We start from the raw sequence: 14,399 nt of genomic DNA, 5'->3' as shown, positions 1-14,399 counted from the left end.
AGCTATGAGCATTATGAAAGAACAACGCAACAAAGGCTGGAACGAAATAAAAACAAATGATAGTTGGGCTTTATTTAAAATCATGAGCGAATTTGTTCATGGTTACGAGAAAATGAGCGAAATTGGTCCTTGCGTTTCTATTTTTGGTTCAGCAAGAACAAACCCCGATCATAAATATTATAAATTAGCAACTAAAGTTGCCGAGAAAATTGTAGATCATGGTTATGGCGTAATTACGGGCGGTGGACCGGGAATTATGGAAGCCGGAAATAAAGGCGCTCATTTAGCCGGAGGAACTTCTGTAGGTTTAAACATTGATCTTCCTTTTGAGCAACACGATAATCAGTTTATTGATAAGGACAAAAGCTTAGATTTTAAATACTTTTTTGTCCGCAAAGTTATGTTTGTAAAATATTCTCAAGGTTTTGTAGTGCTTCCCGGTGGTTTTGGAACCTTAGATGAATTATTTGAAGCCATTACTTTAATACAAACCCATAAAATTGATAAATTCCCCATTATTTTAGTTGGTTCAGAATTTTGGAACGGACTGCTAGATTGGATTAAAAGCACCTTGTTAGATAATTTTAAAAACATTAGTGCCGTCGATATTGATTTAGTACAAGTAGCCGATAACGAAGATGAAGTAATTGAAATACTAGATAAATTCTATAATCAATACAATTTGAGTCCAAATTTTTAAGTGGATTCTTCTAACTTGCTAAGCAATAAATACAAGATAAAAAAGTTTTCATTATAACTTTCCCAACCAACTTTAAAGTCAATTTTTAATTTGAAAATAATTTACTCATTATTTTTAACCACCTTGTTGGTTATTTGTTTTTCTACAGGTATTTATGCTCAACACAGCATAAACGCAAAAGTTGTACTCCAGCCTGAAATTAGAACTTTACAAATTTCTCAAGAGATCACTTTTAAAAACGAAAGTTTAGATACAATAGATGTAATCTATTTAAATGACTGGGCAAATGCATTTTCTAGTAAAACCACTCCCCTAGCCGAACGCTTTGCTGAAGATTATTTTAGACGTTATCATTACGCACAAGAAAGCGATCGTGGCTTTACAAGAATTGATTCTGTAGAAAATTCCATTAAAAAATTAACGTGGAAACGACCCAAAAAGCATCCCGATATTGTAAAAATTCAACTTCCAAAACAATTATTTCCGGGAGATTCTACAAAGTTTCAGCTTCATTATTCAGTTAAAGTTCCTGATGATAAATTTACAGGTTTTGGTTATGAAGAAGGCAGCTTTAAGTTGAGGTATTGGCTAATGTCTCCTGCAGTTTATAATGGTGATTGGAATTTATACAGCCATAAAAATTTAAATGATTTATTTGTACCTGAATTAAATTTACAGCTTCAATTACAAATCCCAATTTCTTATAATGTAATTTCTAATTTACATGTTGAAGAAAAAAAACAAACCGAAAAAAATTATAAAATAGTTGAGCTTAGCGGAAAAAAACATACCGATTTATCGTTATATCTTATAGAAAATAACTTCTTTGAAACCTACCCTGTAAACGGAATTGATGTTATTACCAACATAAAAGATAATGACATTAAACCAGAATTAAAAGAAGTAACTCTAAGTAGAATTACAAATTTTCTTCAAAAAAAATTAGGAGATTATCCGTACCAAAAAATAGTTGTTTCAGAAGAAGATTATAGTGATAGTCCGGTTTACGGGTTTAACCAACTTCCTCGGTTTATTCGTCCGTTTCCTGATGGTTTTCAGTATGATATAAAATTACTGAAAATTTTAACGCAAAAATACATACACAGCTCGCTACTTCTCAATCCGCGCGAAGAAAAATGGTTGCTAGATGCAATGCATATTTACCTTTTAATGGAATATGTAAATACTTATTATAAAGATGTAAAATTAATTGGCAGCTTTAGTGAAATTATTGGCCTCAAATGGTTTCATTTAGCAGATTTAAAGTTTAATGATCGCTATCCGTTTTTATTCAGTAATATGACACGGTTAAATTTAGATCAGTCTTTAGAAACACCACAAGATTCCTTGGTGAAGTTTAACAAAAACATTGCAAACCCTTACAAAGCGGGAATTGGTTTTGCCTATTTAAACGATTTTTTGGGTGATAGTACAATTCAAAAAAGTATTGCAGAATTTTATAAAACCTATAAACAAAAGCCGGTTCACCCTGAAGATTTTAAAGATATTTTGACTCAAAAAACTTCCAAAAATGTAGACTGGTTTTTTGAAGATTATGTTCCTAAAAACGACTGGATTGATTTTAAAATAGGAAACGTCAAAAAGAAAGAAGATTCGCTAGAAGTTGTCATTGTAAATAAATATCCAAACTCTCTACCGGTTTCTTTATACGGATTAAAAAACGATTCTATTGTTGCTAAATATTGGGTAGAAAACGTAAAAGACAAAAAGACAATTACTATTCCCAAAGAAAATATAGAACGTTTAGCCTTAAATCATGAAGGTATAATTCCAGAAGTTAATCGGCGTAATAATTATCATCGCGTTACTACACTTTTAAATAAGCCCATACAATTTAGATTGTTAGTAGATGTTGAAGATCCCAGTTATCAGCAATTTTTTATTATTCCAGAATTTGATTACAATTTATACGATGGTGTAACCATTGGCCCCAAATTATACAATAAAACAGTTTTGCGGAGAAATTTTGACTATAAAATTGCTCCAAAATATGGCTTTACAAGCGGGGCACTTTTAGGATCTGCATCAATTTCTAACAGGCATCAATACAAAAATCAAGAATTAAATGCAGTACGCTACGGGGTTAGTGGTAGTAGATATTCTTACGCTAGAGATTTATATTATCATCGTGTAACACCATTTTTAAATATTTATTTTAGAGATGATTATTTACGTAGTAATGAACGACAAGCTATTGGCTTACGAAGTGTAAATGTATTTCGAGATCGCGATCCGCTAAATCCGGTAGACGAACCTGATTATAGCGTTTTTGATATTCAATATAGCTACAGTAATAGAAATTTTGACGATTACTTTACCGCTTCATTTGACTATCAAATTGCTAAAAAGTTTAGTAAAATTTCTTTTACCTCTAAATGGCGAAAGTTATTTCTAAACAATAGGCAATTAGAATTTCGATTTTTTGCCGGTGCTTTTTTATTCAATGAAAGCCGAGATTCAGATTATTTCAGTTTTGCCCTAGATCGCCCTACCGATTATTTATTTGACTATAATTACTATGGAAGAAGTGAAGACGAAGGTCTTTTCAGTCAGCAATTTATTGAAGCAGAAGGTGGATTTAAATCACAATTGGAGCCAGAATTTGCTAACCAATGGATTTCTACGTTCAATGCCAGTTTTACTATTTGGAATTGGATTCACGCTTATGGTGATGTTGGTTTAGTAAAAAATAAGGGCGATAAAGCTGCATTTTTATACGATTCTGGTGTACGCTTAAGTTTGGTACAAGATTATTTTGAATTATTTTTTCCAGTATATTCCAGCAGAGGTTTAGAGATAGATCAACCCGATTACGATCAAAAAATCAGGTTTATAGTTTCCTTAGATATTAATACCTTAATCAAGTTATTTACAAGAAGATGGTATTAAAAAAAGGGCTTAAATTTTAAAGAATAGTTAAATATTTTCATTTAAAACCTTTTAAATTAACAATTATTCAATTAAAATCTAATTTGACTTCAGAAAACATAAATGGAGTATAATTTTTTAATTGACAAATCCCTTCATTTTTAGTATCTTCGCTACCACGAAAAAAGAAATACTCATGCAGGATACAGAAACAAAAGTTAAAAATAAAGATATTTCATTTGAAGATTTTAAACAGCAAGTTGTAGAAGATTACAAAACAGCTGTTATTAGTAGAGAATGTAGTTTATTAGGACGTCGCGAAGTACTTACCGGAAAAGCAAAATTCGGGATTTTTGGTGATGGAAAAGAAGTGCCACAATTAGCTTTAGCAAAAGCTTTTAAAAATGGCGATTTTCGTGCAGGATATTATAGAGATCAAACTTTTATGATGGCCTTAGGCTTATTATCTGTGCAAGAATTTTTTGCCGGACTTTACGGTCATACAGATATTGAGCAAGAACCAATGACTGCCGGAAGACAAATGGGCGGTCATTTTGGTACGCATAGTTTAAATGAAGATGGAAGTTGGAAACGCCTTGCTGATCAACCAAACTCTAGTGCAGATATCTCGCCAACAGCAGGACAAATGCCTCGTTTACTTGGTCTAGCACAAGCTTCTAAAGTTTATAGAAATGTAGAAGGAATTCCTGAAGCAGACAAGTTTTCTACCAAAGGAAATGAAATCGCCTGGGGAACTATTGGTAATGCAAGTACAAGTGAAGGCTTATTTTGGGAAACTTTGAATGCAGCCGGAGTAATGCAAGTACCAATGGTAATTAGCGTTTGGGATGATGAATACGGAATTTCTGTACCTGCAAAATACCAAACTACCAAAGAAAATATTTCTGAAATTGTAAAAGGATTTCAACGAGATGAAGAAAACGATGGGTATGAAATTCTAGTTGTAAAAGGTTGGGATTATCCTACTTTAATTGAAACATACGAGAAAGCGAGTCAAATTTCTCGAGAAAAACACGTTCCCGTTCTTATTCATGTTATAGAACTTACACAACCGCAAGGTCACTCTACTTCAGGATCACATGAGCGTTACAAAAGTAAAGATCGTTTAGCTTGGGAAAAAGATTACGATTGTAATGCACAAATGCGCCAGTGGATGTTAGAAAGCGACATCGCAACTGAAGAAGAATTAAAAGAAATTGAAAAAGCAGCAAAAAAAGAAGTACGCGAAGGCAAAAAAGCTGCGTGGAACGCTGTTGGAGAAACACCAAAAAATGCTCGTAAAGAAGTATTAGCTTTATTAAATGATTTAGCTGAAAATAGTGAGAATAAAAATTTCATCAATTCTCTAAAAGATGAATTAGCAGGAATTGAAAACGTTCAAAAATTTGAAGTTCTTAAGACTGCAAGAAAAGCATCTCGTTACACTATTCACGAAAATTCTTCAGCTAAACAAGCCTTACAAAACTGGATTGCAGAGTTTACCAAAACTACACAACCAGATTATAGCAGTCATTTATACAGCGAAAGCGAATGGTCTGCTTTAAATGTAGAAGGAGTTGAGCCTACTTACGATCAAGATGCCGAAGAAGTTGATGCTAGAGTTATACTTCGTGATAATTTTGATAAAATTTTTGAGAATAAATCTGAAACTTTAATTTTTGGTGAAGACACCGGAAATATTGGTGATGTAAATCAAGGTTTAGAAGGTATGCAAGAAAAATACGGCGAAGATCGTGTTTCTGATGCCGGTATTAGAGAAGCAACTATTTTAGGTCAAGGTATCGGGATGGCAATGCGAGGTTTACGTCCAATTGCAGAAATTCAGTACCTAGATTATATTTTATATGCATTACAAATCATGAGTGATGATTTGGCAACGCTACATTACAGAACAAAAGGAAAACAAAAAGCCCCATTAATTGTAAGAACACGTGGCCACCGTCTAGAGGGAATTTGGCACAGTGGTTCACCAATGGGTGGTATTATCAATTTAATTAGAGGAATTCACGTTGCAGTTCCTAGAAACATGACTAAAGCGGCAGGTTTTTATAACACACTTCTAGAAGGAGATGAACCTGGTTTAATTGTAGAATGTTTAAATGGCTATCGATTAAAAGAAAAAATGCCTAACAATTTAGGAGAGTTTAGAACTCCGCTAGGCGTTGTAGAAACAATTAGAGAAGGAAGTGATATTACCTTAGTTTCTTATGGTTCTACACTACGATTAATTGAAGAAGCTGCAAGAGATTTAGCACAAGTAGGAATTGATGCTGAAATAATTGATGTTCAAACATTATTACCGTTTGATAGAAATCATGACATTGTAAAAAGTGTTGCCAAAACAAATCGTTTGTTAGTTATTGATGAAGATGTTCCTGGTGGAGCTTCATCGTATATTTTATCTGAAGTTTTAGATAAGCAAAATGCTTACCGCCATTTAGATAGTAAACCGCAAACACTTGCGGCAAAAGCTCACCGTCCTGCTTACGGAACTGATGGCGATTACTTCTCTAAACCTTCAGCTGAAGATATTTTTGATAAAGTTTACGAGATTTTTAATGAAGTAAATCCTGAGAAATTTCCTTCATTTTAAGGAATTAAATAAATATAAACTCAATAGAATTACATCCACGCAAGCGTGGATGTTTCTATTTTATATAAACTGTAATTTAACTCTCTAAGAATATTTGCTGGCAAAGCTCTAAAATACAAATCACCGCCAGCAGTATGAAAAGTTACATTATATAAATTTCTTCGCTTATAAAAAAAAGGTTGTTTTGCAGTAACAGATTGTAACTTATAAAGCTGTAGCCGCTCTGTTTGTTGAAACCAAACACCAGATTTTTTCTCAATAAAATTTTCAGAAACAAATAATTCGGTTTTTTTATAAGCTAAATATTGAAATATTCCCACAAAAATACCATAGATACCTAATATCATAAACATTGTTGGCCAAGTTAACCATCCTGAAAAAGAGTTGACTAACCCTAAAACTATCCAAACCGGAAGAATTGCTAGATTAATATTTCTTACAAACCAAATAAAATGGGGTTTATAAGTTTTCTGGTTTTCATCAATATCACCAAAAATAAAGTAGTTTATTTTTTCTAAATGCTCTTTTCTTAAACCTGGGATTTTTACATTACTTTTTGCTAAATTATCGTCACTACTAGCCACTGAAAGCTGTACTTGATATAAATTTAACCAACGCTGTATAGGGTTTGTTTCTTCCCGAATTAACTGTATTCGTTTAGGTTTTAAAGATGTGCGTGTATTGGTTTTTAAACCCATTTGCAAATCTAGGCTGTCTCTTGTTTGCGTTAAGGTTAATCCAAAATATTTTACAAAAACCTCTATAAAAGTTATTAAAACACCGAGTAAAAAAACGGCTACAAAAAACAAAATAATCACTGAAGCAATCTGAATAAATTCTCCATAATTATTATTCATATATGAAGTTGCTTGGTCTACGTAAACTTCGCCTTCAGGAATTGAACTCAACTCATTTTGTATGGAACCAACAAATATCATTAACAACCAAATTCCTCTTATATAATTTGAAGTTAATGCTACTTTTATTAAACTTAAAAGTGAAAGTTTATACGTCCAAGAAATAGATTTTTTTTGAGGTTTTTTGTTTTCTTCAACTGAAATTTCATCAAAAGTTGAAGCATTTTTTTCAATTTCATCTTCAATTAAATCCATTAAAATTTCACGAAGCGCATCGGCTTTTTCTTTACTTAAAGCCTTTATGCTAATTTCCTTTTTACTGCTTCCTGCGGTATCTACAACAACTTCATAAACATTTATTACGCGCTGAAGTACGGATCGTTTAAAATAAACTTGCTGAATTTTATCGAAAGGAATACTAATGTGCTCACTAGAAAAAACACCTTTTTGGAGTACAAATTCTTTTTTTTCGTAATTGATAAAAAATTTAAAATTCCGATAGCTTAAAAAACTGAAAATTAAAGCTAAAACCGCTATTGCTCCAATTCCTAAAAAAATATAAATTAAATTATCACTTGTTTTACCTAACAAAAAATATAAACCAAGCACCCAAAAACCGCGTAAGCTTTTGTATAATGAAGAAAGGAAAATAAAAAGAATTCCTATCTCAGATTGGCGTTGTGAATTCTCAAAAGCTTTATAATTCATTTTTTAGGCTTACTTTATTTGCCACTGCTTCTTTTAAACGTTCTGCTTCATCGGGTAATAATCCTGGAATGGTAATATCGCTTCCTTGACCGCCAGCTGTAAATATTTTAAGATTAGCAATTCCTAAAATTTTATCTAAGATCCCTCTTGATGTAGAAACATGTTGTATTCTATTAAAAGGAATTATAGTCGTTTTTTTTATAAAAAAGCCACGTTGATAAATAACATCTTTTTCGCGAAGCGCATAACCATATTCTGGATAGAGTTTATAGACATTAAAAAAACCGAATGCTAAAAAAAATAAAAAAACACCGCTAATTGTATATAAAACTGAGTCTGGAATAGAAAAATAAAAACCTATCCCAAAAGCAATACATAAAAGCACTACAAAAAAAATTAATCTTAAAAAGCCTTTTTTTCTGTATTGAATTGAAATAGAAGATAGATCAACTTCTCTATAATCTGGAAGTTGATCTATATTTATTTGTCTATTTGTAAATAATTTTTGATTTTCTATGGAATCCATTTTTTAGGAAAATTTGGTTTACGCTTTTCTAAAAAAGCATTTCTTCCTTCTTTGGCCTCATCTGTCATATAAGCTAAACGTGTTGCTTCACCGGCAAAAACCTGTTGTCCAACCATACCGTCATCTGTTAAATTCATTGCAAATTTTAGCATCTTTATAGAAATTGGTGATTTTGCTAAAATTTCTTGTGCCCACTCGTAAGCAGTATCTTCTAAATCATCATGAGGTACAACTTTATTGACCATTCCCATTTCAAAAGCTTCTTGAGCTGAGTAATTTCTTCCGAGGAAAAATATCTCTCTAGCTTTTTTTTGACCAACCATTTTTGCTAAATAAGCTGAACCGTAACCACCGTCAAAACTAGTTACATCGGCATCGGTTTGTTTAAAAATTGCATGCTCTTTACTTGCTAAAGTCATATCGCAAACTACATGCAAACTATGTCCGCCGCCAACTGCCCAACCGGGAACTACAGCAATAACTGCTTTTGGCATAAAACGAATTAAGCGTTGAACTTCTAAAATATTTAAACGATGGTATCCATCATCGCCAACATAGCCTTCTTTACCACGTGCTTTTTGGTCACCACCACTACAAAAAGCCCATTTACCGTCTTTAGTTGAAGGCCCTTCGGCAGAAAGTAAAACTACACCAATTGAAGTATCTTCTTGTGCATCGTAAAAAGCATCGTATAATTCTGAAGTGGTTTTTGGTCTAAAAGCGTTTCGTACATCTGGACGATTAAAAGCTATTCTAGCAACGCCATTACTTTTTTTATAGGTTATATCTTCGTATTCTTTGGCGGTTTGCCAATTTATTTTTTGATCCATAATTCCTTCTTATTTGCTGTAAAATTAAGCTTTTTCAATTTCTTTTTTAAAGTTTATCAGCGAAGATTATTATGGCTTATTTTTCTGAAGATTTATTTCTGAAAATTCTACTGATTTCAATTCCAATAGAAAAACTATCGTAGGCATTCCATCTAAAATCATAATTTATTGAAAAACCTAACTCCCATTTTTCAAGAAATTCTATTCCGTATTCATAACCGACTCTGTTGAGAAATAAATTTTCTTCTTCAGCAAATTCTGCTCCTGCACCAAATAGAATATTATGGCGCCCAAAATGATAAGTTCCCATTACAGCCGGAGCTATAGGTTTATTTCTTTCTAGTATTTTATTTTGACTATCTAAATTTTCTTCTACTGTATATTTTTCAATTAAAATATCGGTATGTAAACCTATTGCCCATTTTTCTGAAAACCAAAAATCATAATCTATACCCCAAGATGGTAATGAAAGTAGTTTGTTTTCTTGATCTTTTACACCACTAAAAACATTAGTGTGACTTAAATTGAGACCAATTCTATGAAAGCTTCCTTTTTCTTCTTCTAGCTTTTGTTCTTCTTGTGAATATATGGATAAAACAAAAAACAAGGTCAAAAAAATTGATATGTAAAATTTTACTGCTTTCATTTTTAGTGTCTAAATTATTTATTTCTTCTTACTATTATAAACTCAGATCTTCTGTTAAGGTCATGTTGTTCCTTTGTACAAGGAACATTATTTTCACAATCGTTAAGCAATCTGGTTTCTCCATAACCAATTGCACTTAAAATTCTATTTTCTTCAATTCCTTGAGAAACTATGTAAGCTTTTGTTGCCTTTGCACGATCATTAGATAATTTTAAATTATAATCATCATCTGCTCTAGAATCTGTATGAGACTCTATTTTAATTAACATTTCTGGGTGGCGTTTCATTATATAAACCACTTTATTTAATTCTACAGCGGCATCTTGACGAATGTTCGATTTATCGAGGTCAAAGAAAATAATTCCTGTATTTATTTTTGAAGTTGCATTTTTTAACGCAATGCTTGTTGTGGTCTCACCCGAGTATTGCAAGACACTTATCTCCTTTTCGTTAGGTAAATATTTATTTTTACTGGCTAAAATTTTATAATTTTCTCCACAATTAATTTGTTTCAAAAAATCAAATTCACCAGAAATATTTGTTTCACTGCTATCGATTATTTTTTCATTTAAATATAATTTTACCGTTGCTGAAGCAAGTGGCAAACCAGATAATTCACTTAAAACAATTCCTTTAATTTGTTGTTTACAAACTATTCTCTCAAAAGAATAAATATCATCATCTCCTTTTCCAGATTTTCTGTTAGAACATACGTAGCCCTTCTGTGTTTCTTCGTCTACTATGTAAGCAAAATCATCTAAATTACTATTTAATGGTGCTCCTAAATTTTTTGGTTTTTGAAATATTTCTTCATCATAAAAACTTTCAAAAACATCTAAAGCGCCCAAACCTAAATGCCCGTCTGAAGCAAAATATAGTTTCTCTTCGGTTATATAGGGAAACATTTCTCTTCCACTAGTATTTATAGACTCTCCTAAATTTTTTGGCTTAGAAAACTTGCCATCGCCTAAAATATCTACAACAAAAATATCGGTAGCTCCAATGCTTCCGGGCATATCAGAAACAAAATATAATTTTTTTCCATCTTTACTAACACTGGGGTGCCCAACAGAATAATTAATTCCGTTAAATGGTAAATCTTTCACATTTTTCCATGTTACTGTACTGTCACTGTTTATCTCTGCTTCAGCTGAATATAACTTTAAGTGATTAATGCCCTCATCATCTCTTTTAAGTTTTTTCTCATAATTATTTCTTGTAAAATAAATGGTCTTTTCATCTGGAGAAAAAGCAATACCGGCTTCGTGATATTTGGTATTAATTGTTTCTGAAAATCGTTTTAAATAACTAACGTCTGTTTTTAGGGGGTTAATTTTTCCTAAGTGAAGATTTAAATATGGTTGATCATTCCACTGATAATTATCTGTCTTAAAATAGGATGAATCTACAGTTGTAGCATATACTAACTGATCTTTATAAAACATTGGTCCAAAATCTGAATTGCTTGAATTAATGGACAGATTTTGAAGCATAAATTGCTGCGGTAAAGCCAAAATATCTTCTATTGTAATTTTTTCTTGAGAAAAATTTTGAGCTCTATCATCTTTATTTTCTGCTCGTTCTGCATAAATTTTCATCCATTTTTTTGCCAAAACATAATCTTCTTTTCCTTCTAGGGTTTGTAAATATCTAAAAATGTATTCTGCAGACACCTCTTCTGGATATTCTGATACCAATTTACTATACCATTTATTTGCTTTTTCCATCTCAGTATTAAAATAATACGCATCTCCTGCTCTTTTCAGAATTGGCATAGACATATTTCCCTGGTCTATTACTTTTTCATAAACCTTGGCAGCTTCAACATAACTCATTTTACTGAACAATGCGTCAGCTTTCTTATTACCGGTTTGTGAAAAAACTACAAGCACTTTAAATAAAAATAAAAGTATCAAATTATTTTTCATCTTCATGTTTTTTAAAAAAATCGTGGTGATTTTACTCCATTTTCGCTAGACTTTAATTCAAAACGAAGCATGATTTCATGCGTCCCCGAATTAAATTCTTCTAGAGCAGACGTTGTATAATCATAAGAATAACCCACTAAAATTTGATTTGTTACTTGAAATGCTGCTAATCCACTAACAGAATCTCCCGTTCTATAAGACACTCCTAAAGTAAAGGCTTCATAAAATAAAAAGTTAGCAGAAAAATCAACAACAAGCGGAGCTCCAGAAACATTTTTCATTAAAAAAGCGGGTTTCAATTTTGTATTTTCAGAAAGATCAAAAACCAATCCACCTATAATATAAATATGAAGCCGCTCATCGGCTACAGTAGATTCTATATCATCATACTTTTGATCTGTAAAAAAATTTGGAATAGAAACACCAATGTAACTCTTTTGTCCGTGTAAATAAACCCCGGCACCAACGCTAGGTAAAAATTTATTTACATTTTCTTGAAATTCGATATCAGGATCTTTGTTACTTCCTTTAGACCAATCTATATCTAAGAACTTTCCTCCTCCTGCAATTCCAAAAGACAAATCATGGGTTTCTGAAGCTTTTATTGTATAAGAAAAATTAACGGTAGTATAAAATTCATTAGAAGGCCCTATTTGATCATTGACCAATGATAATCCTAAACCTACATTCTTTCCAATAGGAGAATCTATTCCTAAAGTTTGCGTTTTAGGAGCACCATCTAAACCAACCCATTGACTTCTGTAAATTCCGGTGATTGCAAGATGCCCTAAAGAACCCGCATAAGCAGAATTTACACTCATATTATTATACATATATTGAGTGTATTGTGGTTCTTGTTGTCCAAAAACTTTTGCGACCAAAAACAAGGTTAAAATTGCAATACTATTTTTTATATGTTTAGTCATTTCAACTATAATTTAATTAGCTAATTTTTCTATCTTTTTAGATATAACCATCCTGATACTTTTTCAGATCCATCTCCTAAATCCAAAACATAAAAATAAGTTCCTACCGGAAGTGTTTTTTCTGGGCCATTAGAAGTTCCTTTCCAAGTATTATCATACCTAATTTGTTTAAATACTAAATCACCCCAGCGGTTGTATACCTCTAATACATTATTAGGATAATTCGTTATACAATCAATATAAAAGGTCTCGTTTGATCCATCGTCATTTGGAGAAAACTGATTATATATTTTTAAACATGTAGGCTCAACAGCTACTCTGTCTTCATTATTAGCATCATTATTATCTAATTGATCTAAACTCAATAAACTAGCTATATTTATATAATCATTAACATCAATTACCTTAGCAGTAATAGTCATTATTTCTGAACTTCCACTAGCTATATTAGGTATAAACCAAATTCCTGAAGAAGAATTATAATTTCCTGAACTTGCGGTAACCGAATTTAATTGATAACCTGAAGGTAAAAGATCAAAAACTTCAACAGAACTAGCATCTAGATTACCTATATTTGAAGCTGTAATTGTAAAGTTTACCAAGGCATCCATAGCAGGTTTTTCATTATCAACTTCTTTAACAATTGCTATATCTGTTTCAGGAATATTGACAAACGCACTATCTTCATCATCCTCACTCTGATCTCCATCATCATTATTCGGGGTACTATCTGGATCGTATTGATCACTTGCAGTAATTTGAGCTCTATTTAAATATTCATCTTCAATTAAAATTGGTTTATTTACAATCGCTTGATAAGTAATTGTTAACCCTGATAATGGAACTGTTAAGCTCGTCCAATTAATATTTTCGCCATCAAAAACACCTCCATTACTAATATTCAAAATGTTGCTATAACCAAGAGGAACAATATCTTGAACAGCTACTCCGTTAGCTGTAACTATACCATCATTTTCTAACTGAATTATAAAGGTTACTAAATCTCCAACGTTTGCGTTTACATTATCAACCGATTTATTGAGACTTAAATCAGCAAATTGTACATTGATCAATACACTATCTTCATCATCCTCACTTTGATCTCCATCATCATTATTCGGGGTACTATCTGGATCTGCAACATCACTGGCACTTACTTCCGCTATATTTGTATAATTTCCACTGGCGTTTACTGTAACGGTTAATTGTAATGTTTCTATTGTTCCCGAAGCTATTATACCGATAGTCCAATCTCCAGTGGCATTGCTATAATTTCCAGTGGTATAATTTGCTAAAACAAAAGTATATCCACTCGGTAATAAATCATTAACAATAACACCGGTGGCATCCTGAGGACCATTATTCTCTATTACTATTTCAAAGGTAATCTGACTGCCTACTGCAGGACTCGTATTCCCACCTACTACACTTTTACTTAATTCTAGATCTGCCGATGGAGCGATCGGGGTAGTTACTGCACTGTCATAATCATCCTCACTTGCATCTGCATTGCCAGGGGTACTATCTGGATCTGCCACATCACTGGCACTTACTTCCGCTATATTTGTATAATTTCCACTAGCGTTTACTGTAACGGTCAACTGCAAGCTTTCTGTAACGCCACTACCCACTGTTCCTACCGTCCAAATACCAGTCGACTGATCGTAGTTCCCTAAGGTCGCACTCGATAATAAATAACTGTAACCACTAGGTAAAAGATCTTCTACCAACACGCCCGTTGCTGCTTGAGGACCGGCATTGCTTACACTAATCGA

10 protein-coding genes are annotated in these 14,399 nt (G+C 32.3%); 3 read left to right on the top strand and 7 right to left on the bottom strand.

Annotated elements, in window-relative coordinates; genetic code table 11:
- Positions 1–4 precede the first annotated feature (4 nt).
- The 3 genes from D9R05_RS14940 to D9R05_RS14930 all read left to right on the top strand — a co-directional run bounded on the left by D9R05_RS14940 (position 5) and on the right by D9R05_RS14930 (position 6,203).
- On the top strand, positions 5–700 hold the full coding sequence (locus D9R05_RS14940; protein ID WP_394340571.1) for an LOG family protein: 696 nt from the start codon (positions 5–7) through the stop codon (positions 698–700).
- Between the two features lie 90 nt (positions 701–790).
- Positions 791–3,610 carry a gluzincin family metallopeptidase gene (locus D9R05_RS14935; protein ID WP_240463091.1) on the top strand — a complete coding sequence of 940 codons (2,820 nt, stop codon included), beginning with the start codon at positions 791–793 and terminating at the stop codon, positions 3,608–3,610.
- A gap of 175 nt (positions 3,611–3,785) precedes the next feature.
- Complete coding sequence (locus tag D9R05_RS14930) at positions 3,786–6,203, top strand: alpha-ketoacid dehydrogenase subunit alpha/beta (RefSeq protein WP_121668034.1); 2,418 nt, start codon at positions 3,786–3,788, stop codon at positions 6,201–6,203.
- Between the two features lie 29 nt (positions 6,204–6,232).
- Here the strand turns inward: D9R05_RS14930 and D9R05_RS14925 are convergent, their stop codons facing one another.
- The 7 genes from D9R05_RS14925 to D9R05_RS14895 all read right to left on the bottom strand — a co-directional run.
- A complete protein-coding gene (locus D9R05_RS14925; RefSeq protein WP_121668033.1) occupies positions 6,233–7,768 on the bottom strand; it encodes a PH domain-containing protein in 1,536 nt (511 codons plus the stop codon).
- Positions 7,758–8,294, bottom strand: coding sequence for a PH domain-containing protein (locus tag D9R05_RS14920; protein ID WP_121668032.1), 537 nt, complete (start codon positions 8,292–8,294; stop codon positions 7,758–7,760). The genes D9R05_RS14925 and D9R05_RS14920 overlap by 11 nt, the downstream gene beginning before the upstream one ends.
- Positions 8,282–9,124, bottom strand: a complete 843-nt coding sequence (locus tag D9R05_RS14915; RefSeq protein ID WP_121668031.1) for a 1,4-dihydroxy-2-naphthoyl-CoA synthase — start codon at positions 9,122–9,124, stop codon at positions 8,282–8,284. Before D9R05_RS14915 ends, D9R05_RS14920 begins: the two co-directional genes overlap by 13 nt.
- 76 nt (positions 9,125–9,200) lie before the next feature.
- Entirely contained in the window at positions 9,201–9,770 is a 570-nt protein-coding gene (locus tag D9R05_RS14910; RefSeq protein ID WP_121668030.1) for a hypothetical protein, read from the bottom strand.
- Between the two features lie 14 nt (positions 9,771–9,784).
- Complete coding sequence (locus D9R05_RS14905; protein ID WP_121668029.1) at positions 9,785–11,698, bottom strand: OmpA family protein; 1,914 nt, start codon at positions 11,696–11,698, stop codon at positions 9,785–9,787.
- An 11-nt stretch (positions 11,699–11,709) separates the two neighbouring features.
- A complete protein-coding gene (locus tag D9R05_RS14900) occupies positions 11,710–12,624 on the bottom strand; it encodes a PorP/SprF family type IX secretion system membrane protein (RefSeq protein ID WP_121668028.1) in 915 nt (304 codons plus the stop codon).
- A 29-nt stretch (positions 12,625–12,653) separates the two neighbouring features.
- Positions 12,654–14,399: T9SS type B sorting domain-containing protein (locus tag D9R05_RS14895; protein ID WP_121668027.1), on the bottom strand; the 1,746-nt coding region annotated here is incomplete at its 5' end.

Source organism: Mesonia aquimarina (assembly GCF_003667275.1).
Lineage (GTDB): Bacteria > Bacteroidota > Bacteroidia > Flavobacteriales > Flavobacteriaceae > Mesonia > Mesonia aquimarina.
The sequence above is the reverse complement of the archived record's forward strand: the minus strand, read 5'-3'. Positions and strand labels throughout refer to the sequence as shown.

What these genes read in the sequence shown, in the direction of transcription:
- D9R05_RS14940 (WP_394340571.1), top strand. Translation starts at nt 5, where the DNA reads ATGAGCATTATGAAAGAACAACGCAACAAAGGCTGGAACGAAATAAAA.
- D9R05_RS14915 (WP_121668031.1), bottom strand. Translation starts at nt 9,124, where the DNA reads ATGGATCAAAAAATAAATTGGCAAACCGCCAAAGAATACGAAGATATA.
- D9R05_RS14900 (WP_121668028.1), bottom strand. Translation starts at nt 12,624, where the DNA reads ATGACTAAACATATAAAAAATAGTATTGCAATTTTAACCTTGTTTTTG.
- D9R05_RS14920 (WP_121668032.1), bottom strand. Translation starts at nt 8,294, where the DNA reads ATGGATTCCATAGAAAATCAAAAATTATTTACAAATAGACAAATAAAT.
- D9R05_RS14925 (WP_121668033.1), bottom strand. Translation starts at nt 7,768, where the DNA reads ATGAATTATAAAGCTTTTGAGAATTCACAACGCCAATCTGAGATAGGA.
- D9R05_RS14930 (WP_121668034.1), top strand. Translation starts at nt 3,786, where the DNA reads ATGCAGGATACAGAAACAAAAGTTAAAAATAAAGATATTTCATTTGAA.
- D9R05_RS14910 (WP_121668030.1), bottom strand. Translation starts at nt 9,770, where the DNA reads ATGAAAGCAGTAAAATTTTACATATCAATTTTTTTGACCTTGTTTTTT.
- D9R05_RS14905 (WP_121668029.1), bottom strand. Translation starts at nt 11,698, where the DNA reads ATGAAAAATAATTTGATACTTTTATTTTTATTTAAAGTGCTTGTAGTT.